The following is a 23,981-nucleotide window of genomic DNA, read 5'->3' as shown; positions in this document are numbered from 1 at the left end:
ATGTTCGCAAACTTGTCGCTTATTTCTTGATGATGGTGCCTTCACCTTCACCCATGATAACACGGCGCAGGGCACCGGGCTTGTTCATGTTGAATACCAAAATAGGCATATCATGGTCACGTGCCATGGTAAAGGCAGATAAGTCCATCACTTTCAATTCTTTGTCGAGAACTTCAGCATAGGAGAGTTCATCGTATTTGACGGCTTCCGGGTCCTTCATAGGATCGGCGGAGTAGACGCCATCAACTTTGGTGCCTTTTAACACGACATCGGCTTCAATTTCAATGCCACGCAGACAGGCCGCCGAGTCGGTGGTGCAGAAAGGATTACCAGTACCGGAAGCGAATATCACCACACGTCCGGACTTGAGCAGGCTGATAGCCTCGGCCCAATTATAATCGTCACACACCCCTTTCAAGGGAATGGCAGACATCAGACGGGCATTCACATAGGCACGGTGCAAAGCATCGCGCATTGCCAGACCATTCATCACGGTCGCCAGCATACCCATGTGGTCACCCACCACGCGGTTCATACCTGCCTTGGCAAGACCTTCTCCACGGAACAGGTTACCACCACCAATCACTACCCCGACCTGGATCCCCAGTTCTACCAGTTCTTTGATTTCCTGAGCCATACGATCCAGTACGCTGGGATCAATACCGAAGCCCTCAGAGCCCATCAGGGCCTCACCACTTAACTTAAGAAGAATGCGTCGAAATGCTGGTTTTGGATTGGTGCTCATGATTTTTATCCTGATTATAACAAGACCGCAGCGGCTGCTGCGGTCTTGGGGTACTTACCTAGCGGCGATTAGGCCTTTTGAGAAGCAGCGATTTGCTTGGCCACTTCGGCCGCGAAATCTTCTTCTTTCTTCTCGATACCTTCACCCACTTCCAGGCGGATGAAGTTAGCAACAGTAGCGCCTTTCTCTTTCAGGAATTCGCCAACAGTCTTCTTAGGCTCCATGATGAATGGCTGACCGGTCAGAGAAACTTCACCGGTGAACTTCTTCATACGGCCTTCAACCATCTTCTCGGCGATTTCTTTTGGCTTGCCTTCGTTGATGGCGATTTCAACCTGAACTTCACGCTCTTTGGCAACTACTTCAGCAGGTACGTCTTCTGGGTTTACGTACTCTGGCTTGGATGCAGCAACGTGCATGGCCAGATGCTTCAGAGTTTCTTCGTCAGCGGTACCGGTAACAACTACACCGATACGGTCGCCGTGGCGGTAGGCAGCAACGTTTTCACCGTCGATGTACTCAACGCGACGTACGTTGATGTTTTCACCGATTTTGGCAACCAGTGCAACACGAGCTTCTTCAAACTGTGCTTTCAGGTCTTCAACGGATACTTTACCGGCAGCAGCCACTTCCAGAACCTGGTTAGCGAAAGCCAGGAAGTTAGAATCTTTGGCTACGAAGTCAGTTTGGCAGTTAACTTCCAGCAGAGCAGTGAAACCAGCACCTTGCTTGATCAGGATGGTACCTTCAGCAGCGATGTTACCGGCTTTCTTGGCAGCTTTTGCAGCGCCACTCTTACGCATGTTATCGATAGCAAGCTCGATATCACCGTTAGTCTCTTCCAGAGCCTTTTTACAATCCATCATGCCGGCGCCAGTGCGCTCACGCAGTTCTTTAACCAGGGCAGCAGAAATTGCCATTGTTAAATTCCTCTTTGAGTTTCGGCAATCATTTGCCGAGTAAGCAGGTATAAAACAGGGGCCCACGGGCCCCTGTTAACCAATCATAGATCTTGGTTAATAAGGGAGATGAAGCTCATCAACCTTATTATTCGGCTTCAACGAAACCGTCTTGCTCAGCTTGTACAGCCAGATCCTGACCACGGCCAGCTTTGGCAGCAGTGGCAGCAGCTTCGGTGTACAGGCGGATAGCACGCATAGCGTCGTCGTTACCTGGAACGATGTAGTTCACGCCGTCTGGAGAAGCGTTGGTATCAACCACAGCAACTACTGGGATACCCAGGTTGTTGGCTTCTTTGATGGCGATGTGCTCGTGGTCGGCACCGATCACGAACAGAGCATCAGGCAGACCGCCCATGTTCTTGATACCACCCAGAGACTTCTCGAGCTTTTCCAGCTCGCGAGTGCGCATCAGGGCTTCTTTCTTGGTCAGCTTGTCGAAAGTACCGTCAACAGACTGGGTTTCCAGCTCTTTCAGACGCTTGATAGACTGACGAACGGTTTTCCAGTTGGTCAGCATACCGCCGAGCCAGCGGTGATCAACATAGTACTGGTCACAAGAAACAGCAGCTTCTTTGATAGCTTCGCTGGCAGCGCGCTTGGTACCAACAAACAGGATTTTACCTTTCTTGGAAGCTACGTTGCTGATGAAAGCCAGAGCTTCGTTGAACATTGGTACAGTGTGCTCGAGGTTGATGATGTGTACACCGTTGCGGGCACCGAAGATGAATGGCTTCATCTTTGGGTTCCAGTAACGGGTCTGGTGACCGAAGTGAACACCGGCCTGGAGCATGTCGCGCATTGAAACTGTAGTCATTTTGAATACCTTAAAAAGTAAAAGGGGTTTGACCTCCACGCGTCCCATGACCTCGACCCCCGGCCTTTGACCGGAAGCACCCCGAGGCATGTGCCGACACGTGTGCGATTTAGTATTTACAGATTAGCCATGTATAATGGCAGCCATATTTCACTCACCACTGCCCGGGTTCTCCCCACGCGGTGTTTTTGAGAGTCAAACATAACGGCGCGCTTTATACCATAAATCAGCCCGCAACACAAATTTTTGCGGGCTGATTTATGGCACGTCAGCGCCCCAATTCCCTGTGATACTAGGTGAGAAAACAACTGCATGAGTATAGTCATCAAGACCGCCGATGAGATAGAAAAAATGCGCGCCGCAGGTAAGCTGGCCGCAGATGTTCTTGAAATGATTGCCCCCTTTGTCAAGGCTGGCGTCACCACCAATGAACTCAACGATATTTGCGCCAAATACACCGAAGAACAGGGTGCCATTTCCGCGCCGCTCAACTATCACGGTTTTCCCAAGTCTATCTGCACCTCTGTCAATGAAGTGATCTGTCACGGCATTCCTTCTGACCAGCCACTGAAAGACGGCGATATTCTCAATATCGACATCACCGTCATTAAAGATGGCTACCACGGTGACACCTCCAAGATGTTTTTCATCGGTGACGTGTCTCCCAAAGACAAGCGTCTGTGCCGCATCGCTCAGGAAAGCCTGTATGCCGCCATTCGCAAGGTTCGCCCCGGCATGAAGCTGGGTGAAATCGGCGCCACCATCGAAAAAGTGGTCAAGGGTGCCAAAACCGGTCTGGAGAAGTACAGCATTGTCCGTGACTACTGTGGTCACGGTATTGGTGCCACGTTCCATGAAGAGCCTCAGGTGGTGCACTACAAAAACACCGACAATACCCTGCTGCGCCCTGGCATGTGCTTTACCATTGAACCCATGATTAACGCCGGTCGCCACCAAACAGTGCTCGACAAAGACGATGGCTGGACTGTGACCACCATCGATGGCAAAAACTCAGCCCAGTACGAACATACTCTACTGGTGACTGAAACGGGTGTAGAAGTGCTCACCCTGCGCAGCGAAGAAGATTTCCCCCGTATTATCAATCACAAATAAGGTAATCCATGACGACGGCTCAGCAGGCCAAAGCCTCTTTGCAGGCGCTGAATCAGGAACTGGCGCTGGCCTTCGCGGCCCGTGAAGATGTAGTCGAACTGGTCAGGCGCCGCTGCCGGGTCGTCGATGAATTACTGCAAACCGCCTGGAGCCAACATGGCCTGGCCAACTTCCCCATCGCGCTGGTTGCGGTGGGGGGATATGGTCGTGGTGAGCTGCATCCCCACTCAGATATAGATTTGCTGATGTTGGTGGATGAAAAGCTCCCCAAAGAAGCGGAGTTTGTCCTCGGTTACTTTATTGCCTTTTTATGGGACGCGGGCCTGGAAATTGGCCACAGCGTCCGTACCATCAAAGATACTCTTACCCTCGGCCGGGACGATATCACCATCGCCACCAATTTGTTGGAGGCGCGCTTTCTCGCCGGCAAAGAGCCCCTGTTTGATGAGCTGTACGATGCCATCCGCACCCAGGATTTTTGGCCATCCAGCGATTTTTTTGTGGCCAAGCGGGATGAGCAGCATGCCCGACACACCAAGGCGAGCGCCTTCGATTTGGAACCCAACGTCAAAAGTTGCCCGGGTGGCCTTCGCGACATCCAAACCGTGGCCTGGGTTGCCATGCGTCACTTCAATGCGTCGCGCCTCGAAGAGCTGGTCGGTTACGGTTTTCTTGAGCCGATAGAACTTGAAGAGCTTCTGGAGTGTCAGCAATTTTTGTGGCAAATCCGCTTTGCCCTGCACATCGCCTCTGGACGGGACGAAAACCGCTTACTGTTTGACCTGCAGCGCCAGGTCGCTGAGCTCCTGGGCTACGAAGACAAGACCCAGCTTGCGGTCGAACAGATGATGAAGCTCTACTACCGCACGGTTCGGCGGGTGATGGAGCTCAATGAGATGCTGCTGCAGCTGTTCAAACGCGCAACATTGGGCCACACCAAAGCGTTGGAAATTGTGCCGATAAACGACAACTTTCAGCGCCGTGGCAGCTTTATTGAGGCCCTTTCCGCCAATCCGTTCGTGAAGCCGGAAGACATCATGGGGCTGTTTCTGCTGATAGCCCGCAACTCCAATATACGGGGTATCTACGCCCCTACCCTGCGCTCAATGCGCCAGGCACGCAAGGCGCTCACCCAGCCACTGATGGAATACCCAGAATGCCGCCAGGTGTTTATGGAAATCCTGCGCCATCCGCGGGGAATTTCGGCGTTTTCCCTGATGCACAAGCACGGTATTCTGTCGGCCTATTTGCCCGCCTGGCGCGCCATCGAAGGCCAAATGCAGTTCGACCTCTTTCACGCCTACACAGTGGATGAACACACCCACAGGCTGCTGCTCAATATCGAACGCTTTTCGCAGCCGGAGCAAAAAGATGAGTTCCCCCTGGGTTCTGTGCTGATTAACCAGCTGCCGAAAAAAGGTCTGCTGGTGCTCGCGGCCATCTTCCATGATATCGCCAAGGGCCGCGGCGGCGATCACAGCAAGCTTGGCGCCGTGGATGCGCTGGCGTTTTGCAAGTCCCATGGCCTGAACGATCACGATGGGCGCTTGGTGAGCTGGCTGGTTGAAAACCACCTGGTGATGTCGGTGACAGCCCAAAGGCGGGATATTTCAGACCCCGATGTGGTGGCCGACTTTGCCGGCAAGGTGCGCGATGCGGTGCACTTGAGTTATCTCTATTGCCTGACGGTGGCGGATATCTGCGCCACGAACGAAAAAACCTGGAACAACTGGAAAGGCTCACTGCTGCGGGACCTGTACTTTTCGACTCAAAGGGTTCTGGCGCGGGGGAAAGAAAAACCGGTGGATATCCGCGCCCGGGTGCGGGAATACCAAGCCAAGGCCAAAAAAGAGCTGCTTCGCCGTGGCGTGAAGGAAAAAGAGCTTGATGCCCTGTGGGCGAGATTCAAAGCCGATTACTTTTTGCGCCATCAGCCCAATCAAATCGCCTGGCATGCCGAGGGCATTCTCAAACACCGCCAGGATGAGCCGCTGGTGCTGATTTCCAAGCACACCACCCGGGGCGGCACTGAGTTATTTGTTTACTGCCGCGACAAACCCAAGCTGTTTGCCACAGTGATGGCGGTACTGGATAACAAAAACATCAATGTCCACGACGCGACGGTAATGACATCCAAGGACAACTATGCCCTGGACAGCTTTGTTATCCTTGAGCAGGATGGCGAACCCCTGATGCAGTTGTCGCGCATTCAGAGTATCCGCAAGGGCCTTGAAAAGGCACTTGCCAGTGAAAACCCCAGACCGCCAAAGTTCCGTAAGCTTTCCCGCAAGATGAAACCTTTTAACGTACCAACACAGGTCAGTTTTCTGCCGGGTAGCCGTCATGGTACAAGTATGATGGAACTTATCGCTCTGGATATGCCCGGCCTGCTCGCAAGAGTGGGTGACATTTTCTACCGCTGTGAGATAACCTTGCTGGCAGCAAAAATCACCACTATCGGTGAGCGGGCTGAAGACTTTTTCGTACTGCAAACCAATGACGGTCAGGCCCTCAGTGAAGAGGAGCAGCGACGGCTTAAAGAGGCACTGGTCAGTGCCCTGTCCCAGACAATTTTTTAACACCTTATCAAAACGGGAGAACCCACATGGAGGCTTTACGCCAGCGTATCGAGGCGGCTTTTGAAGCTCGCGCAACCATCACCCCAAGCAGTGTCGAGCCAGGCGTGCGTGCCGATGTTGAGACAGTCATCAACATGCTCGACAAGGGCGAACTGCGCGTGGCCGAGAAAATCGACGGCCAGTGGCATGTTAACCAATGGCTGAAAAAGGCCGTACTGCTGTCGTTCCGCATTTTTGACAATGGCGTTATCGAAGGCGGTGAAACCAAGTACTTCGATAAGGTACCCATGAAGTTTGCTGACTACGACGAAGCACGTTTCCGCGCCGAGGCCATCCGCGTTGTGCCCCCAGCTGCCGTTCGCAAGGGCTCGTTTATCGGCAAAAACACCGTGCTGATGCCATCTTACGTTAACCTCGGTGCCTATGTTGACGAAGGCACCATGGTTGATACCTGGGCCACCGTGGGCTCCTGTGCGCAAATTGGTAAAAACGTGCACCTGTCAGGTGGCGTCGGCATCGGCGGCGTACTCGAGCCGCTGCAGGCCGGTCCTACCATCATTGAGGACAACTGCTTCATCGGTGCCCGCTCTGAAATCGTGGAAGGCGTGGTGGTAGAAGAAGGCTCTGTGATCTCCATGGGCGTGTACATTGGCCAGAGCACCCGCATTTACGACCGTGAAACCGGTGAAATCCACTACGGCCGCGTTCCTGCCGGTTCAGTGGTGGTATCAGGTACCCTGCCCTCTTCCTGTGGGAAGTACAATCTGTACGCCGCCATCATAGTGAAGAAGGTAGATGAAAAGACCCGCGGTAAAGTCGGTATCAATGAACTGCTGCGTATTGTCGATTAAATAGTACACAATATAAAAAAGCAGACTCAGGTCTGCTTTTTTATTGTCTGAACTTATCCACCGCAATGTAATGGCGGTGCATTACACCAATCAATTTTCAAACACTTGCCAATCTGCATGCAAAAGTATCCCCCACCAGGCTCCATGGGGGATACAGCACGGTGGATAGTCACAAATTCATACAGAATGACATACTTTATGTGTCGATTTTGTGTAAGGAGAGAGCTGTAATCTAGGGGTGTCTGTACAACGAGGAGAGTACAAATGAAGATACAACACGCCTTTGCCGCACTGACTTTAGGATGTCTGAGTCTGGGTGCTACCGCCGCCATGAGCCCCGATGTGGAAAACAAGCTGATTGCAGTATGTAAAACCGGATTGAGTGACAGCCAGGTGCAATTCCATTCGACTATGAAAGAACACCGCATTAACGAAACCCGTGTGTTCCCCCGTTTGGTTTGCAACGGTGAAACCTTCTATGACTTCGCCGTATCCAACGGGTCAAACCGCACTGCCGAACGCATTGCCCGCTACCTGCCAGGTAAAGTCACCATCAAAGATTTGGCCATGAATCACGCCGATGAAATGCTTTATGTAGAGTTCGACAAGTAGCACAAAAAGGCGCCGAGGCGCCTTTTTGGTGGGTGCTGCGTTAAAACACCACGGTTTTGTTACCGTAAACCACGACCTTATCGGCCAGTACCAAACCCAGCGCCCGGCTCAACACCGATTTTTCCACATCCCGTCCTGCCCTTGCCATCTCCGCTGCACTGTAATTGTGATCAACGTGAATGACATCCTGCTTAATGATAGGACCTTCATCCAGACAATTATTCACAAAGTGAGCCGTAGCCCCGATTATCTTCACGCCACGCTCCCAGGCCTGCCGGTAGGGATTGGCACCAATAAAGGCCGGCAAAAACGAGTGATGAATATTGATGATGCGATTGGGATATCGCGCAACAAATTCCGGCGTCAGAATACGCATAAACTTGGCCAGCACCAGATAATCCGGGGCGTAAGGCGCAATGACCTCAGCCAGCGCCGCTTCATGTTGGTGTCTGTCCAGCCCTTCGTGGCTGACATAATGAAAAGGAATCTCAAATTTCTCTGTAAGCGGTTTGAGTTTGTCGTAATTACCCACCACGGCAGCAATATCCACGTCCAGAGCGCCATAATAGGCCTTCATCAATAAGTCACCCAGGCAGTGCGCCTCCTTGGTCACCAATACCACCACTCTTTTGCGCCCGGCCGGCTTCAGGCTGGTGTGATGGTGTGCCGGCAGCACCTCATCGAGCGCGCCAAGTAAGCCGGCTTCATCTACCAGGCCTTCGAGCTCGGTACGCATAAAAAAGCGCCCTTCGGTATTATCGACAAACTCGTCGTTTTTGATGATGTTGAGGCCATTTTCAAAACACACGCCCGTGATTTTGGCGATAAGCCCCTTGGCATCGGCACAATCGGTAATCAATACCCGGCGATCTGATGGTTGCAACACACACTTCCCCTATTCGTTGTATTTTGGGCAGCATGCCACAGGCACAGCATTAATAGCGAATTACGCTGATTTTTATCAGCTATCAGGCAAACACACGGGAGGAAACAGGGAAAAACGCAAAAAATTGGCAGTAAATTTCAAGATTTCACAACAGACGGCTTAGCTACGGGTATCCAGATAACGCTGCAGCAGCTTTCTTAAAGTCTCGGCCTTGGTGCCAAACACCAACTGAACGCCACTGCCCACCACGATGACACCTTTGGCTCCCAATGACATCAACCTTTGCCTGTCTACCTGGGTGGGATCGGCAACGCTGATCCTAAGACGGGTAAGGCACGCAGAGAGATCGGCAATGTTTCCGCCGCCGCCCAGTGCTGAAACGATGGCGAGCAAATTGCGCTGCTGGCCCGTATCGGCTTCAAAGCGGCCGGGAGTCTTCAGGTTAAAGGCCAGAATACAGGCCCGGAACAGGATGTAGTAAATCACAAATGTCAGCGGCCCCAGGAACCAAATCCAATGGGTATTACTCGATTGGGGAAACAGGAGTACGAAATCCACCAGACCATGGGAAAATACCACACTGTGGTGAATATCAAGCAAAATGGCGATGCTGTAAGCTAGGCCAGTCAGCAGGGCATGGCACAGGTACAGGAGTGGTGCCACAAACAAAAAGGCAAATTCTATCGGCTCGGTCACCCCGGTCAGCCAGCTGGCGGTCGCCGCCGATAACATCACCCCAGCCACCCGGTTGCGTTGATTCTTGTCGGCGCAGCGCCATATCGCCAGTGCGGCAGCGGGCAGTCCCCACATTTTAATCAGGTAGCCACCAGCAAGGTTACCCGCAGAGGGATCGCCGGCAAAATATCTCGCCATCTCCCCCCGTACAATGTCGCCATCACGGGCATACTGACCCACTTCCAGATAAAACGGCGCATTCCAGATATGGTGAAGCCCAAGTGGCAGCAATAACCGCTCAACCATGCCGTAAAATCCAAAAGCAATCGCAGGCTCCTGATACACGGCCCAGTCAGATAAACGCTCAATGAATAAGGCAAGTGGCGGCCAGATAAACGCCAGCATCACGGCGAGCAACATGACCAAGGGGATCATTATCAGCGGGGCGCTGCGTCTGCCTTCAAAAAACGAAAACACGGCAGGCAGCCTGAGTTTTTCACTGAGTCGCACCGCAACACAGGTGATCCCCCCCACCAACATTCCGCCGGCTATGCCGGTATCTATGGTGGGCGTACCCCAGACTATGTGGGAGGGCAAATGATAGACCTTGGCTGCCGCTGCCAGAGTAGACAGCAGCACGCCGTAACCAAAGGCAGCAGAGAAGGCGGCAATACCCTGATCGCGGCAGAAACCAATGGCGACGGCAATGGCAAACAGCATGGGCATGATGTCGAAGATGAGCTTGCCCACACTCAACATCAACACATTGAACACATCCGGAATAAAGGGCAAGGGATTGGTTGCAATCCCTATCATGACGCCCGCTGCCGGCAGTATGGCGATGGGAATAAGCAGCGTTTGCGACAGCCGCTGGGCAAACCTGAACCAATGACGGTTCAGGCGGGTTAGTCGTTCAGGCCGTGCTGAACTTGCTGGTGCCATTGCGTCAGCCACGTTTTGGCCTCTAATTCCGGTTCCATGGTTTCCATTGAATCTATGCGCAGCAGCGGCAGGACCTGTTTGGCCCCCAGCTCTGCAAAGAGTGCATCCAACTTTTCGCCGGCACCACAAAACTCGCTGTAGCTGGAATCTCCCAGGCCAATGACGCTGTAATGAAGACCGGGTAGATAGGGCGCGGTGGATAGGATGCGGTAATACCAGGATTGGATGTCTTCCGGTAAATCACCGCTGCCAGTGGTGGACGACACCAGAATCAATAATCCTTCATTACTGGGAGTGAAGGCGTTCAGCTCATGGGATTGCCATAGCCGCACGCCATAACCCAGAACTGCGAGTTCGTCTGCCAGGGTTTCAGCCACAAACTGCGCGCTGCCATAAACAGTACCGAATGCCAGGTCAACGTGTTTCATTTCGGGGTAAATCTCCCGGTTTAATTTAAAATAATCAGTAATATGGACTCAAACATACGCGAAAGCACCAATCACAGGCAAGTTATCATATTCATTGGCGACATTTCCGTTATTCGTGCTACCTTGTTAAGGGTTCTGCTTCAAGCCCTTTTCGGGGAAGGACAGATTTGAAGCACAGATAACCATGGACGGATGCTCATTTACGGGAAGCACGCCATGCAACCGAGCTGCCGCAAGAAACAGCACAAAGCCTGTCAGCACAGACGAAGCCGTTACTTTCAAAGTCAAAAAATCTGGCCCGATGTTCCCCATACTCAAGTGGCAGGTTTTGTCAGCCTTGCCGAAATCAAAGCAAGGCTGAAACAAACAGGCTGATCAGGCAATAAGCATGGATGGCGATAACGCCAAGGTTGCCTCGTCCCATCCCAGCCCGGAAAACACATCAAGCCACTCAGGCTCCAATTCAGTTTCAATGGCGATAGGCACCCCCGTAAGTGGGTGTGTCAGCTCCAGTCGTTTCGCAATCAGCCACAAGCGATTGACCCCAAAGTGCTCGCGGAAAAAGCGGTTTTGCTTGCCATCACCATGGGTTGTATCACCCACGATAGGATGGCGCAGATGCGCCATATGCCTGCGTAGTTGATGTTTGCGTCCCGTTTGGGGCTGCAGATGCATCAGGGCAAAACGGCTGCTTGGATAACGTCCGGATGAATAGGGAATTTCACTGTTCAGCAGTGGCCGGTAAGCCGTAATCGCCTCTTGGGCAGGCTTATCGGGGTCAACGTCTTTATCAGCTAGCTCATCAAGTTCTTCTTTGAGAGCGTAATCAAGTACGCCTGCGTCAAACATATTGCCGCGAACCAATGCCAGATAGTGTTTGCGGATGTTGTGGCTGGCAAACTGACCGCACAGGCTATTGGCCACCTCGCTGGATTTGGCAAAGAGCAATACACCCGATGTAGGCCGGTCAAGACGGTGAACCGGAAACACATGACAACCCACCAGATCCCGTGTCAGCTGCATCGCAAACCAATGTTCCTTTCGCGCTAGATATGTGCGATGCACAAGCAGCCCGGCAGGCTTATGAATGGCCACCATGGCTTCATCTTCGTAGAGGATTTCAATGGCAGGCGCCGTGTCGGCAAATGCCAACTCAAAAGTACCGGCCTGTACTGTTTCATTTTCCATTAACGGCATCATCCAGATTTGCAAGGATAATCAACAGGGTTTCTTTGTCTGCGTGAGTGCCCCAAACATGCTGGGCCATAGGCAATACGGACATCGCCGAGGGAAGAGCTTGTCCTGTCTCCAGAAGCGTGCGAAACCGTGGCAAAAAGATAAACTGCAGCCACTCTTCAAACGCCAATAAGTCACAACCGAATGGGGCCTGACTGGCCAGGGCTTGTGCGGTTGGCATCTCATCCCGCCACAGTAACGCGGCTTTGAGCGCATGCTCCAACTCGTCGAGCAGTGAAATCAGTTTAGTGTCGAACATGGGCAAACTGGCAGCGGACATGGGGAAAGACTCTGCTGAAAAGGGCAATTGTACCATCTTGCGCCACTTAACCCTATAATGACGCCCCATCGGAACACTCTCTTTTACAGGCCGCTTTCAGATGGCAGAAATCACCAGCATCAGTCAATTTCTTTCCACCGCCAAGACCCAGTTTCAGGTGTACGATCTGGGGCGCCGGGTGCAACATATCGACGCCATGGCCTTTGCCCAAATTGAAGCATTGCAGGCCCCCTACCCTTACCCCATTCAGGGGCACGCCAAAATGGCACTGGTATTTTGGGATGCCAGCGAACAGCACTTTGTGTGGTTTATCAGTCTGCCGCTGGATGAGCGGGGCCTGCTGAGCCCCGCACCGCGCAGCCAGTTCATTCAAATGATTTTGGAGGCGCTTGGTCAGGATTTGACCCGAACGCTGAGCGAAGATGAGCAGCAGAAGATGGCCAATCATCCGTTCAGCTTTAAACCCACTCAGGAGAAACTGGCTATTTTTAATGCGTTGGTGCGCCGTCATCTGGGACGTGCGGCCTCCAGTCAGTATGAATTTGCCGCTCAGTATCTGTCAGGCCAACTGCCGGCAGAGTCCTGGCCGAACGTGGGGTTTCAGGGGCTCGCCGACATCTGTGTCAGACTCGGTGAGTTGGACCATGCTGCCATAGTGGCCCGTGCCCTGAACAATGCGCCTATGGAAGTTCAGATAGCCCTCTGTCAGTGCCTCGAACATGTGCTGGTATCTGATGAAGTAAAAGACGCGCTCTTGGCGGGCCTCGAAGAATACAGGGATGCACGTCTCATCTATTTTTTGCGCGCCCTTGGCAGCCAATCTGATGCCTCTGTGCAAGCCATCGCCACCCTGACCGAGAAGCGGCTGCTAACCGAAGAGGTGCTGATCTGCATCGCAGGACGCAATTGGTTGGCGCTGCGGGATGATGTGTGTCGCAAAAACTTCCTGGAAGCGCTGGCCTTGATGCCGCAAGACTTTTTCAATCAAGTCTTTGCTGATATTGTGGCTATCCCGGCACTGCGCACGTCCATGCTGATGGCTATCCGGGACCCGAATCGCAGCGATGCCCTGTCTCTGGCCATCGGCGGACTCTTCAAGGCGACCAAATCATGATGACCGACTTGCTTTTACTCCTTGGCGTTGCTTTGATTGCAGCGTTTTTCTGGCAATTGAGACAAATGGCAGAAATTGCCCGCATGTTCGCCGAAAAAGAAGCAAAGCGCCAAAACGTGCAATTACTGGCAATTGCCCAGCTCAGTGCCAAACCAACTTTGGGAGCCAGTACCGGAATAGGTTGGAAAGCAAGTTATCTGTTTGAGTTCTCGACCGATGGCATCAATCAATATCGGGGCCAAATTCATATGCTGGGCAAAAAGATTCAGAAAATTGAATGGCCGATTTTTCCCGAACCTGAATGGCATCAGGCGCCTACAGCAAGGGGTTCATTGGGTGGGGGCTGCGGCAGCAAAAGTAATTGTAGTTCCGGAAGCTGTCGCTGAGTGTAAGCCTTAAGCCGCGCGAATGCCGCTATTTCCATAGGGAAAACAACCCTCATCGGAATGTCAGTCAGGAGTTCGTTCGCAGGTTAAATCGAATAACGCATCGAAGAGCGGGCACCGGCCCGCTCTATTTTTAGTGCCAGGAATGGCGACTGACATAACACCGATGCAAGCAATCGATTCCGGATAAGAGCGCGTTAACCAACACAAAGCGTTGCTCTTTACCAAGCTTTGCCTTCAATTGGCGACACGACTTGCCTCTAGCACTTAGCTTAGCCGCTCTCCCAGTGTAAGCCGCTCTCCTGGCGTAAGCCATTTCATCGTGTAGTGAATCAGTGCGCTTGGTTAACATCAGCGTAAGAGAGCGATAAGACGAGATGCTGAGATGCGGATAAGTTGAGACGTTGATGGAAAGCTGTCTCCAACCTGTCCGTACCTGATTAAACAGGCAAAACACAGAGGCTGAAAATAAGAAAGGGTGCGGCCCTTTCGGACCGCACCCATCTGTTTCCCTGTTAAGCCATCCAGCTATTATTGTGCTCCCTGCACCATCCATGCGTATGCGTTGCTTCCTGCGTCGTCCTTGGCTTTCCTTTGCTTGTCCCTGTACTTGCGTACTTTCCATCTCACTCGGTTATCCCTTGACCGAGCCTGCTCCATCCGTGAGCGTGTCCTGACTTCATCCCTGACGAGTTTCCATACTCAACCGTCCGTGTTTTGCGCCATCCGGGGCACTCAAACTTTCCTTCCTGGAGAGCTCTGGCGTCCTTTGCCGCTATTCCAACATCCTGTTGGCACATCCTGTGATTTACTTCCTTGTCCGATACATCCTGCATCGGTGCTCCGTTCCTGGAGACTTTCCTGTCATCGTCCTGATTTGGCATCCTTTGCCAGCATCATTCCCTCGACAATTTGAATTTTACTGATTGCAGCGAGTTTAGGGATGGGGTTTACACGATTGTGATCACTGACGCAAAAATGTCACAGGACGAAATCAAATCTATTTGCATGTTTTCATTCATTATTTAATTTCCATAAGGAAATTCATCCCATGCGCAAACCCGCATATCTTACATAAGGTGTGAGAAATATCTCACACGGCATGTAGTCAGTTTGTCTTAACCCCCGGACAGTACTCAGCAGTCTGACTATCGACAGCGCCAATTAACAGGCAAATGGAAAACTGACGCAAAGAAAAAGGGCGCGTCTTAAAGGCGCGCCCCATTTTTACCTTGTTAGCCATCCCGCTAAGTTGTGCTCCCTGCACCATCCATGCGTCTCGTTGCATCCAGCATATCCTTGGCATCCTGGCCATGTTCCCTGTACTTTCGTACTCAATCCTTTGACCGGTCGCTTCCAGCTACCGTTCCTGCTGCATCCCTGAGCGCTATCCTTATCGCGTCCTGCTTACTGATCCTTTCAGCACTGATTCCATTAACCGCTAATCCTTAACGGTGCTGTTCATCCTGAACCTGTCCTGAATATCCTGCTGTCATCCTGACTCAGGCATCCTGCCTGTCCTTACGGCCACTGCGTCCCTGACCTGCCTGATACCCTGCGCATCCTGCCGGGCGCGGCACCTTCATTGGCACCGATGGAATTGGAACATCCTTATTCAGCGTGTGAGTCATTCCCTGACTGCAAATAAAGTCTAACAAATACGGGGGAGGAACACGGTGTCACACCCAGGCACTGGATGCTGAATGATGGGCTTAAAACACCTACACATCTGGTAACTTGATGTTTTTAAAGGAGGCAGCCCCAAGCGGGTAGTCTATATCGGAGAGATTTAGCCATTTTGTCCTACGCCGCGTGTGAGATATGTCTCACACGGACTGTAGAGATCTGTATCAGTCACATGTGTTGCGTTTTTTGCCGGAAATAAAATCCCACAGCATTACCCAATCACCCAGAAAGCTGTACCAAGGATGACGAAATGTCGCAGGCCGGTTTTTTTCAATAAAAAAATGACCTATCCAGGCAAAGCCATATCCCACTACCGGCAATAACCAGGCCCACTGCCACTCACCTGAAATCAACAGAATAAGCAGAAGTAACAGCACCAAGGATGATCCCAGGTAGTGTAAGGCGCGGCAAAGCGGATGGGCGTGTTCACTGAGATAATAGGGGTAAAACTCGCTGAAACTCTGAAACTTAGGCTTCATTGGATGGCCTGCGATAAAACATCAACTCACCTTCCACTTTATCAAAGTGAATGGGACCAAGGCTTTCAAAACCATTGGATTGGAAAAGATGCTTATGCGATGGATGGCTGACAAATACCCCTATGCCATCCAACTCAGGTTGATCGTCACACCAGGACTGCACTGCTTTGAGCAGTTGCTGGCCGTGCCCTTTACCCTGCTCTGTTGGCGCCAGCGCAATAAACTGCAAAATGCCACAGGCCTTACCGGGCAGATGCTCCAAAATTTGGGCCTCTTTTTTCAAGATCATCTGGGTGGACTGCCACCCCGTGCCCAACAACATTTTCAGGCGCCAATGCCAATTTTTAGCTTCCCCCAGGGGCGCGTGTTGGCTAACCACGCAGGCAATACCTATCAGGCGGTCTTCATCAAACCAACCCACCAGGGTTTGCTCCTGTTGCCACAGCTCGTTAAGCTCTTCACGAATGGCTGCCCGGAGCTTTTGCTCGTAGGATACCTTGTCTTCGTACCCAAGGGTTTGCATGAAAAACGGGTCATCATGGTATGCGTTATAAAGAATTGAGGCGGCAACTCTCAAATCTTCGGCGGTGAGATAAACAGCGCGAAACCTTTCCTGAGTCTGGTGTTCCACTCTTGTTATTCCTTGATCCAGATCACACACAAACCAATGTAACAAGCCTTAAAAAAAGTGCAATTATTAATCGAGTTTGCCTTTTTAACGCGAGCAATCAATTATTAACCCATGGTGTCAGCCGGAGGATTAAGATGGATACAACTCCCGTGGATCTCAGTCATTTATTTGAACAGTTGGGGCTGGACAGCAATGATAAGGCCATCAGCCAATTCATTGATAATCACACAATAGGCGCCGACCTGGCCATCTGGCAGGCCGACTTCTGGACGCCGGCACAAGCCGGATTTTTAAAAGAATCGCTTGAAATGGATGCCAACTGGTCAGAACTCATTGACCTGTTGGACACCCGGCTACGTAAATAGATCAGCCCTTGCGATAGGCAGTTTCACCCCAGCCAACCAAACGGTTATCGTGCAGTACCACCGGTGTGCATTCTTCTTTGGTGGTGCTGCCATCACCGTGTAATCTGTGGGTGCGGTAAAAAAACACCTGCACTTCTTTACCATCGGCCTGCCAGGCTTCATGGAAATCCGCTTTACCCATCAATGTCAGTACCTGGGATTTATCCATCCCCAAGCTGAGCTGCGTCAGATGATCTCTGTTAACCTGCTGCGTTTTTTCCCAATCCTGATAACTGCTGACACCGTCACCCACATTAACCACGCAACCACCGAGCACCAGACTCCCGGCTAACATTAGCCCCAAATAAACTGCTTTCATTCCTTTTCTCCTTATGATGACCGCTGTGGTAAACTCACAGCCATAGCGGTCAAGGGTCAGCAAGAAACAAGCCAAAATATAAGCAATTGTTTTATAGGTAATTTAATTTTTTGCTTGTGGATCTATTAAGGAATTTCACTAACTATGAGTCAAATTGAGCAGGTGCTGGCAGTTGCCCGTTCTTTGGAACAGAAAGGCCTGGAGCCCAGTGTGGCCCTCATCAAGGCCAATCTGGCGCAGGCCGTCCCTATGCCGGTCATCATCAAGGGCTTGACTCAGTACAAGCAACTCAGTCATGCCGACAAAGCAAAACTGGCAACACCCATCAGCGAAGAGCCCAGAACAACAGCACCGTCTGAGCTGGATGCACTGCGTCAGCGGGTAGCCATGCTTGAGACCTTATGTCAGAACCTGAATGAGCGCCTCAAATCGCTCGAAGAGGGTAAACACTGATGTTCGTTTGCGAAGTGCGTTTTGAGTGTTTTGCAGACACCACCATCAGTGCAGCTCAGCATGCCATCAATCACCTGCTCGAAGCCTGGCGTGCCAACGGACAAATTCTCGGTCGCGAGTTTGCGGTCAGCTTTAACGACGGCGAGTTTAAGGCGCGCCTGATGTTGCCGGCACAGGATAGTCTGGCTAACCGCCATAACAGCCCGTGGGCCAAAGCAGCCTTAAAAGGACTCACTGATGCCAAGATACTGCCGCCAAGGGAAAAACTCTTAGGGCAGGACATCAATGCCAATGAAAGCGCCACCCACACACCCGAGTGGCAACTGCTGTACACCAGCTATGTGCACATGTGTTCACCGGTGCGCAGCGGCGATAACATGCTGCCAATCCCGCTCTACAAGCTGCCGGCAACCTTTAATGGCGATCACAAGCAATTGATCCGCTGGCAGACCGAGTGGCAGGCCTGCGACGAGTTGCAGATGGCCTCTGCTACCAAGGCGGAATTTGCGGCACTGGATGAGCTTTGTAGTGTCGGCAGCGATCTGTTTCGCCGCGGCTGGGATCTCCGTGGGCGCATCGAATACCTCACCAAAATCCCCACCTACTACTACTTGTATCGGGTAGGCGGCAGCAGTTTACAGGATGAGCTGGCGCGGCCCTGTCCCCGCTGTGGCAGCACAGACTGGCGTTTGGATGAGCCACTGCTCGACATGTTCCATTTCCGCTGCGAGCCCTGTCGTATTGTCTCCAATCTGTCTTGGGATTATCAGTAAACCGGATAGACATCAGGTAAATCTGCCAACCTTGACCAACAAAACGTGGCCAACAAAAAAGGCGCCAGAAGGCGCCTTTTTGATGCTTCGGATTTACTATTCAGCGGCCCGTCAGGTTTTGCCACATCCGCTTGAGACTGGCGAAAATGCCCGGATGCGAATTTACTGTAACCGCTGACTCCTGATGGCGCTGAGGCGGCGCTACCCTGGGGGTTAGCTGCAGCAAAAACGCTTCGAGACTCTCTGCCAATTGCTCATGGGGCTCCTGCCCTGCAACCTCACGCCAGACACTGCCATCGGCATTGTTTACCGAGACCATCTCATCCACGTCGCCAATCAAGCCGACAAACCAGGTCTGGGGCTGCTTGAGCTGCTTTTTCATCATCAGATGGCCGAGTATGTTTTGCTGCAACAACACAAAATCGTCTTCGTTCCAAATTTGAATGAGCTCCCCTTCGCCCCAGGGGGAATCGAACTGCAACGGACCGGCAAATACATGTCCATAAAAATCGTTGATATCGCGGTGTAATTCGATATCCATGGCATGGGATACGTTGTCGAACACCGCGACTTCTTGCCTTGAAACCATCTGCCAAGGCTGGGGCTCGTCGCTGACGGAAAGTGCGTCATCAGCCAGGCAAGGAGAGGGCCTGCCGTGGGTAAAACAACGGGGCAGTTCACCCAATCGCTCCACGAAGGCGACTTTATAGATTTCGTGAAATTTTGTCAGTGCAGCCAGACAAGACACTTAAGAACCGTCCAAACTAGGTTATAATGTGCCCCTATTTTGACACGGAAAGATGTTTGATGACACGAAATCACGATCCCTATAGTGGTGCCGCCGAGCTTGAGGGGCTGACCCTGGGTCAGACCACAGAGTATCAGGCCGAGTATGCGCCATCACTGCTGCAAGGGGTTCCCAGAAAACTCAATCGGGATGCCATCGCCCTCACAGGCACGTTGCCTTTTCACGGAACCGATCTCTGGACCGGCTATGAGCTGTCTTGGCTGAATGCCAAGGGCAAGCCCATGGTGGCCATTCTGGATGTTCAACTGGATGTAAACAGCGAAAACCTGATCGAGTCCAAGTCCTTTAAACTGTACCTCAACAGCTTCAACCAGACCCGCTTTGACTCAGTTGACGATGTCAGCCGTACCCTGGAAAAAGACTTGGCCCAGTGTGCCAATGGCGAGGTCAAGGTCAAGGTGATTGAGCCCAAACACTTTGGTCTGGCCCGGATAGTAGAGCTGCCAGGTACCTGTATCGACGATCTGGACATCGAAGTCGATAACTACGACTTCAATCCGGACTATCTTGAAAACAGCACTGACGACAAGCAATTGGTGGCAGAGACACTGAACTCCAACCTGCTCAAGTCAAACTGTCTTATCACCTCGCAACCGGATTGGGGCAGTGTGATGATCCGTTATCAGGGTCCCAAGATAGACAGAGAGAAATTGCTGCGTTATCTCATCTCGTTCCGCCAGCATAACGAGTTCCACGAGCAATGTGTTGAGCGTATCTTTACCGATCTTAAACACTATTGTGGTTGCAGTAAGCTGACGGTATTCGCTCGCTACACCCGCCGCGGTGGGCTGGACATCAATCCGTTTCGCAGTGACTTCGAGCACCTGCCGGAAAACAATCGTCTGGCACGCCAATAAGGCACGTAAGCGTTAAGGCAACAAATAAAGCAGCCATCTGGCTGCTTTATTATTGGGAAACGATTGAAGCTACGGCTTGAGCATGCTTTATAGCGGAATTCAAACATTAAAACGGAGCTTAAGCGTTAAAACGGAATGTGGGAATCGCACTCGCTCAGCAAGCTGTGTAATGAGCGCTGTGTCAGCGTCAGTTCTGTGCCAACTGCACTAAAGGCTCCGAGGGTAACGGCCACGCGATAATCACTGTCTATGTGTCCAAGCCAGGATTGCCACTTGATACCCCCTGTGTCCTGACCGACAAGTTTTGGCTCAAGACCTTGATAAAAATGGGTAAAGCCTTCCATCTCCGTTAGAGTTGCCAGTTCAAGGTCGAAGGCAAAGCTATGCAATCCCTCAGCGAGCCCCCTGCCGGTTGCCTTGATGTACGACTCCTTTAACGCCCACAAATCAAAAAAGGCATCCCGCTTACGGGCATTATCCAGTGACACCAGATAAGCCTGTTCCGGCGCCGAAAAATAGTGGCGGTAAATGGCGTTAATGTCGGTGTTGGTGCGTTTTCGCTCTATATCCACGCCAAGATACAAATCATTGTTATATTCGCTGCTGCCATCTTGCCCACTAATCACCCCCAGCAGCAGCCGGTCACCACTGTGGCTGAGGTTAAAGGCAAAGGGTCCGCCTTGTGTCCGTCGCAATTCCGGCTTGCCCTGAGGGCCGTAATCGAAACGAAAGGCGTCGGGAGCCGTCTGGGTCTGGCGCGCAAGCTCGGCTCTGAGACAGAGCCTCACCAGGCGTTGTCGCAGGGACAAACCGGGCAAGGTCGCTCTGCCAATGCGTGCCAGCTCATCATCGCTGAGCCAGTGACTGCAACGATGCGCCAACTGCTCAATCTCCTCCCCCACATCCTTAAGCCCGGGCAATGTCACCAGGGTCAGGGTCAGGGTCAGGGTTAAACCGCGGTTGGTAACAGAATTGGGCATTGGCTACTCGCGTGGGTGATAAAAAGGCATAAAACGGCCGACAGAGTATAACCGAGACCAACCGGGTTTCGGAGGCCTTTCACCTGAACCCAAGGCCCTTGTGTCCCGGATGTTCACCACCTGGCGCCATTCAGGATGTTCTACCCCGTCCCTGGCGCACAAACCCAAGACATAAAAAAGCGGCGCCGGGGGAGGTCCACAAAGCGCCGCAAAGGTTTGGGAGAGATGCCTGTAAACAGCTGCTGACAAACAGCAGACCTAGTCGTCTTTATCCTCTATGGTGCGCAGCAGGCTTTGCTGCACCGCAGGGGGAACGACCTCATAGCGGGCAAAGCTTAAGGTGAACTCCCCTTCGCCAGAGGTCATGGACTTAAGCCGGGTAGCATAGTCATCCACGGTGGACAGGGGCGCTTCGGCCAATACCTTTACCTTGCCATCACGGCGGGCTTCGGTGCCACACACCATGGCTCTGCTGGAGCTGAGGTGCCCGGTAATGTCGCCCACATCCTCGGCCCCCACCAGAATTTCCATGGATACCAGAGGCTCCAAAATCACCGGGTTTGCCTGCAAAAAGGCGTCATAGAAGGCTTTTTTACCGGCCATCACGAAGGCAATTTCCTTGGAGTCAACGCTGTGGTGCTTACCATCGAGCAGGGTAACCCGCACATCTTCCACTGGATATCCGCCAAGACGGCCCACCTTGAGTGCTTCCCGCACGCCTTTTTCCACAGCAGGAACAAACTGGGTGGGCACGGCGCCGCCAACTACTTTGGAAACAAATTCAAACCCTTGTCCCCGTGGCAACGGCTCAACGGTCAGCTCCACTTCACCAAACTGCCCGGCGCCACCGGACTGCTTCTTGTGTCGATAGCGGGCCGTTGCCGCTTTACACACGGTTTCCCGGTAAGCCACCGCCGGCTTACAGGTCTCCATATCGACCCTGAACACGCTCTGGGCTTTTTCCAGTGCAATCTGCAAATGCAGATCCCCTAAACCACTCAGCACCGTCTGGCCTTCCGCATCGTTTTGCGACACCGCCAGGCTGGGGTCTTCAGCAATCAGTTTGGCCAGCACCTCGGCAATTTTCTGCTCATCGCCGCGGCGTTTGGGCGATACCGCCAGACCAAAAATCGGCTGGGGCATTTTCAGCTCCCGCAGATGGAATTCATCTTCGTCGTGGCTGTCGTGCAGTACCGAACCCACTTCCAGCTCATCAATTTTGCAAAGCGCGCAGATATCGCCGGGAATGGCCTTTTCGACCTCAGTGGTTTCGGCGCCCTGAAGCTTGATAAGGTGAGCCACCTTCACCGGCTTGCGGTCGGCACCAATAAAGAGCCGCATACCCGCTTCCATCATCCCCTGATACAAACGGAACACGGCCACCCGGCCAAAATAGGGGTCTATACCCACCCTGAACACCTGTGCCAGCACATGATCGTCGGGGCTTTGGGTCACATCAACCGGCACGGCCTTGTCGCCGAAGCCTTTGATAAACTGTGGGGGATTGGCCTCCAGCGGACTGGGCATCAGCTTAACCATGATTTCAAGCAAAGAGCCGATGCCGATATCAAGCTCTGCACTGGTAAAGCAAATAGGCACCAGATGCCCCATTCTGAGCGCCGTCTCCAAAGGCTCATGGAGCTGTTCGGCACTGAGCATTTCACCCTGCTCCAAATACAAGGTCATCAGGGCTTCATCTTCTTCAAGCACTGTGTCCACCAGCTCATCCCGTGCAGAAGCAGCCTGGGAAAACAGCGTGGGGCGGGTATCTTCGCAGTGCAAGTAGCAGTCAACCACGTCGTTTCCATCGGCAGACGGCAGATTAACGGGCAGACAACGGGGGCCGAAGGTGGTTTGCAGCTCTTCGATAATGGCGGGCAACTTATCCAAATGCCCATCGATGTGGTTCACACAGATACACACCACCTTGCCCTGTGCCCGTGCGGCTTCAAATGCTCTGGCGGTAACCGGCTCTATGCCAGTGGCGGCATTCACCACCAGCAACACAGATTCAACGGCGGGCAATGGCAGCAGGGCGCGTCCGAAAAAGTCGGGTAATCCGGGGGTATCAATAAGGTTGATGTGGTGTTCGTCGAAATCGAGATTGAGGAAGGATGGTTCGAGACTATGTTGGTGGGCTTTTTCCTGGGCAGTGAAATCGGCATGATTTGTGCCCTTATCCACCCTGCCCCGCTGGTTTATTACCCTGGCACCATAAAGCAGTGCCTCAAGCAACGAGGACTTACCCGCTCCGGTATGCCCAAGCAAGGCAAAGTTGCGGATCCTCGCGGTCTGGTACTCAGCCATAACGGCCTCCTTGTGTCACATTCTACTTGGCTACAAAAGCAGTATAGTTCTGAGAATGAACACAGGATTTGACTGAGGTCACAAGACCAACCAGCAGGGTGGGAAGTTAAAGACTATTTTGTCTCTTCAGGAACCGTGCCGCGGATCACTTCATCGACATAAGATTGAGCGTTGTCTTTCTCCTGCTCACGCTGTTTGCGGGTAGTACAACGCTTGGACGGCAGGTTGGAGCCCGTCACTTTAACGGTATCGCATCTGTATCCGGCCTTACCCAGCGCTTCCTTACGCTGCTCAGCAAGCTGACGCTCTTCGTCAGTCAGACTGCTGTCTGAACTGGCGCAGCCCACCAAGGTGGCCGATGCCAACAAAAGCCCTGCAACAAATGCATTCCGTTTCTGTAAAAACATAATATCTCTCCCTAGAAAATGAATTTTGCATCAGTTCAGGACCGACGCGAACCCTAATAGCAACATACATAAAACACAAATACAACAAGCGGAACAATTAGAAACAATTAGACTTATGCCCGCACAATGAGTCCCGCCTGATTGTATCTTCTCTCTTCCTCAGGTAATCTGCTTCACCATTGAATTGCGCCAGCTGCACTGACGGGGTTTGTGCCAATTACCTACACTGCATACCGGGTCATGCCTGTATCCGG

At 52.3% G+C, this 23,981-nt stretch carries 25 protein-coding genes; 10 read left to right on the top strand and 15 right to left on the bottom strand.

The annotated features are described in order from the left end of the window. Nucleotides 1-19: 19 nt before the first annotated feature. The 3 genes from pyrH to rpsB all read right to left on the bottom strand — a co-directional run bounded on the left by pyrH (nucleotide 20) and on the right by rpsB (nucleotide 2,521). Entirely contained in the window at nucleotides 20-745 is a 726-nt protein-coding gene (gene pyrH / locus K0H79_RS05840) for a UMP kinase (RefSeq protein ID WP_220067186.1), read from the bottom strand. A gap of 68 nt (nucleotides 746-813) precedes the next feature. Then, on the bottom strand, nucleotides 814-1,665 hold the full coding sequence (gene tsf, locus K0H79_RS05835; protein WP_011759256.1) for a translation elongation factor Ts: 852 nt from the start codon (nucleotides 1,663-1,665) through the stop codon (nucleotides 814-816). A gap of 127 nt (nucleotides 1,666-1,792) precedes the next feature. Next, nucleotides 1,793-2,521, bottom strand: a complete 729-nt coding sequence (gene rpsB, locus K0H79_RS05830; RefSeq protein ID WP_041410171.1) for a 30S ribosomal protein S2 — start codon at nucleotides 2,519-2,521, stop codon at nucleotides 1,793-1,795. Nucleotides 2,522-2,833: 312 nt separating this feature from the next. On the opposite strand from rpsB, the gene map reads away from it, so the two are divergent. The 4 genes from map to K0H79_RS05810 all read left to right on the top strand — a co-directional run bounded on the left by map (nucleotide 2,834) and on the right by K0H79_RS05810 (nucleotide 7,676). Then, nucleotides 2,834-3,634 (top strand): type I methionyl aminopeptidase, encoded by an 801-nt coding sequence (gene map, locus K0H79_RS05825; RefSeq protein ID WP_203326461.1) that lies wholly within the window; start codon nucleotides 2,834-2,836, stop codon nucleotides 3,632-3,634. 8 nt (nucleotides 3,635-3,642) lie between these two features. Continuing rightward, the gene (gene glnD / locus K0H79_RS05820; RefSeq protein ID WP_220077622.1) at nucleotides 3,643-6,213 is read left to right on the top strand and encodes a bifunctional uridylyltransferase/uridylyl-removing protein GlnD; all 2,571 of its coding nucleotides are present in this window, start codon (nucleotides 3,643-3,645) and stop codon (nucleotides 6,211-6,213) included. Between the two features lie 26 nt (nucleotides 6,214-6,239). After that, the gene (gene dapD / locus K0H79_RS05815; protein ID WP_220077621.1) at nucleotides 6,240-7,064 is read left to right on the top strand and encodes a 2,3,4,5-tetrahydropyridine-2,6-dicarboxylate N-succinyltransferase; all 825 of its coding nucleotides are present in this window, start codon (nucleotides 6,240-6,242) and stop codon (nucleotides 7,062-7,064) included. A gap of 264 nt (nucleotides 7,065-7,328) precedes the next feature. Further along, nucleotides 7,329-7,676, top strand: a complete 348-nt coding sequence (locus K0H79_RS05810; protein ID WP_220067183.1) for a DUF3718 domain-containing protein — start codon at nucleotides 7,329-7,331, stop codon at nucleotides 7,674-7,676. Between the two features lie 40 nt (nucleotides 7,677-7,716). On the opposite strand, the gene purU is transcribed toward K0H79_RS05810, so the two are convergent. From purU to K0H79_RS05785, 5 genes are all read right to left on the bottom strand, one after another. Then, on the bottom strand, nucleotides 7,717-8,562 hold the full coding sequence (gene purU, locus K0H79_RS05805) for a formyltetrahydrofolate deformylase (protein WP_220077620.1): 846 nt from the start codon (nucleotides 8,560-8,562) through the stop codon (nucleotides 7,717-7,719). 159 nt (nucleotides 8,563-8,721) lie between these two features. Further along, nucleotides 8,722-10,179 carry a PTS transporter subunit EIIC gene (locus tag K0H79_RS05800; RefSeq protein WP_220077619.1) on the bottom strand — a complete coding sequence of 486 codons (1,458 nt, stop codon included), beginning with the start codon at nucleotides 10,177-10,179 and terminating at the stop codon, nucleotides 8,722-8,724. Then, a complete protein-coding gene (locus K0H79_RS05795; protein ID WP_220077618.1) occupies nucleotides 10,143-10,607 on the bottom strand; it encodes a flavodoxin in 465 nt (154 codons plus the stop codon). The genes K0H79_RS05800 and K0H79_RS05795 overlap by 37 nt, the downstream gene beginning before the upstream one ends. Before the next feature lie 375 nt (nucleotides 10,608-10,982). Further along, nucleotides 10,983-11,795 (bottom strand): tRNA pseudouridine(65) synthase TruC, encoded by an 813-nt coding sequence (gene truC, locus K0H79_RS05790; protein ID WP_258405482.1) that lies wholly within the window; start codon nucleotides 11,793-11,795, stop codon nucleotides 10,983-10,985. After that, a complete protein-coding gene (locus K0H79_RS05785; protein WP_220077617.1) occupies nucleotides 11,785-12,159 on the bottom strand; it encodes a YqcC family protein in 375 nt (124 codons plus the stop codon). The genes truC and K0H79_RS05785 overlap by 11 nt, the downstream gene beginning before the upstream one ends. A 64-nt stretch (nucleotides 12,160-12,223) precedes the next feature. Here K0H79_RS05785 and K0H79_RS05780 point away from each other — a divergent pair, with 64 nt between their 5' ends. Beyond that, nucleotides 12,224-13,237, top strand: a complete 1,014-nt coding sequence (locus K0H79_RS05780) for a DUF3549 family protein (protein WP_220077616.1) — start codon at nucleotides 12,224-12,226, stop codon at nucleotides 13,235-13,237. Then, nucleotides 13,234-13,623: a DUF3301 domain-containing protein gene (locus tag K0H79_RS05775; protein ID WP_220067178.1), complete on the top strand. Its 390-nt coding sequence runs from the start codon at nucleotides 13,234-13,236 to the stop codon at nucleotides 13,621-13,623. The genes K0H79_RS05780 and K0H79_RS05775 overlap by 4 nt, the downstream gene beginning before the upstream one ends. 1,850 nt (nucleotides 13,624-15,473) lie before the next feature. On the opposite strand, the gene K0H79_RS05770 is transcribed toward K0H79_RS05775, so the two are convergent. Further along, nucleotides 15,474-15,788: a DUF962 domain-containing protein gene (locus tag K0H79_RS05770; protein WP_220077615.1), complete on the bottom strand. Its 315-nt coding sequence runs from the start codon at nucleotides 15,786-15,788 to the stop codon at nucleotides 15,474-15,476. Next, nucleotides 15,778-16,419, bottom strand: a complete 642-nt coding sequence (locus tag K0H79_RS05765) for a GNAT family N-acetyltransferase (protein ID WP_220067176.1) — start codon at nucleotides 16,417-16,419, stop codon at nucleotides 15,778-15,780. The genes K0H79_RS05770 and K0H79_RS05765 overlap by 11 nt, the downstream gene beginning before the upstream one ends. Before the next feature lie 134 nt (nucleotides 16,420-16,553). On the opposite strand from K0H79_RS05765, the gene K0H79_RS05760 reads away from it, so the two are divergent. Continuing rightward, nucleotides 16,554-16,784, top strand: a complete 231-nt coding sequence (locus tag K0H79_RS05760) for a DUF2789 domain-containing protein (protein WP_220077614.1) — start codon at nucleotides 16,554-16,556, stop codon at nucleotides 16,782-16,784. A 1-nt stretch (nucleotide 16,785) separates the two neighbouring features. Here K0H79_RS05760 and K0H79_RS05755 read toward each other — a convergent pair whose 3' ends face one another. Beyond that, on the bottom strand, nucleotides 16,786-17,142 hold the full coding sequence (locus K0H79_RS05755; protein WP_220067174.1) for a DUF3192 domain-containing protein: 357 nt from the start codon (nucleotides 17,140-17,142) through the stop codon (nucleotides 16,786-16,788). A 144-nt stretch (nucleotides 17,143-17,286) separates the two neighbouring features. On the opposite strand from K0H79_RS05755, the gene K0H79_RS05750 reads away from it, so the two are divergent. After that, on the top strand, nucleotides 17,287-17,595 hold the full coding sequence (locus K0H79_RS05750) for a hypothetical protein (protein ID WP_220067173.1): 309 nt from the start codon (nucleotides 17,287-17,289) through the stop codon (nucleotides 17,593-17,595). After that, a complete protein-coding gene (locus K0H79_RS05745) occupies nucleotides 17,595-18,368 on the top strand; it encodes a Zn-ribbon-containing protein (protein WP_220077613.1) in 774 nt (257 codons plus the stop codon). Before K0H79_RS05750 ends, K0H79_RS05745 begins: the two co-directional genes overlap by 1 nt. 100 nt (nucleotides 18,369-18,468) lie before the next feature. Here K0H79_RS05745 and syd read toward each other — a convergent pair whose 3' ends face one another. Continuing rightward, entirely contained in the window at nucleotides 18,469-19,116 is a 648-nt protein-coding gene (gene syd / locus K0H79_RS05740) for a SecY-interacting protein (RefSeq protein WP_220077612.1), read from the bottom strand. Between the two features lie 59 nt (nucleotides 19,117-19,175). Between syd and queF the strand changes: the two genes are divergently transcribed. Then, a complete protein-coding gene (gene queF / locus K0H79_RS05735) occupies nucleotides 19,176-20,033 on the top strand; it encodes an NADPH-dependent 7-cyano-7-deazaguanine reductase QueF (RefSeq protein ID WP_220067170.1) in 858 nt (285 codons plus the stop codon). Nucleotides 20,034-20,158: 125 nt separating this feature from the next. Here the strand turns inward: queF and K0H79_RS05730 are convergent, their stop codons facing one another. The 3 genes from K0H79_RS05730 to K0H79_RS05720 form a co-directional block, all read right to left on the bottom strand. Then, on the bottom strand, nucleotides 20,159-21,013 hold the full coding sequence (locus K0H79_RS05730; RefSeq protein WP_220077611.1) for a 4'-phosphopantetheinyl transferase superfamily protein: 855 nt from the start codon (nucleotides 21,011-21,013) through the stop codon (nucleotides 20,159-20,161). Between the two features lie 258 nt (nucleotides 21,014-21,271). After that, nucleotides 21,272-23,320, bottom strand: a complete 2,049-nt coding sequence (gene fusA, locus K0H79_RS05725) for an elongation factor G (protein ID WP_220077610.1) — start codon at nucleotides 23,318-23,320, stop codon at nucleotides 21,272-21,274. A 113-nt stretch (nucleotides 23,321-23,433) separates the two neighbouring features. Beyond that, the gene (locus K0H79_RS05720) at nucleotides 23,434-23,727 is read right to left on the bottom strand and encodes a hypothetical protein (RefSeq protein WP_220077609.1); all 294 of its coding nucleotides are present in this window, start codon (nucleotides 23,725-23,727) and stop codon (nucleotides 23,434-23,436) included. Between the last annotated feature and the right edge of the window lie 254 nt (nucleotides 23,728-23,981).

The sequence above is a fragment of the Shewanella sp. FJAT-52076 genome (genome assembly GCF_019457455.1).
Classification (GTDB): Bacteria; Pseudomonadota; Gammaproteobacteria; order Enterobacterales; family Shewanellaceae; genus Shewanella; species Shewanella zhangzhouensis.
This window is presented reverse-complemented; position numbering and strand designations above follow the sequence as displayed.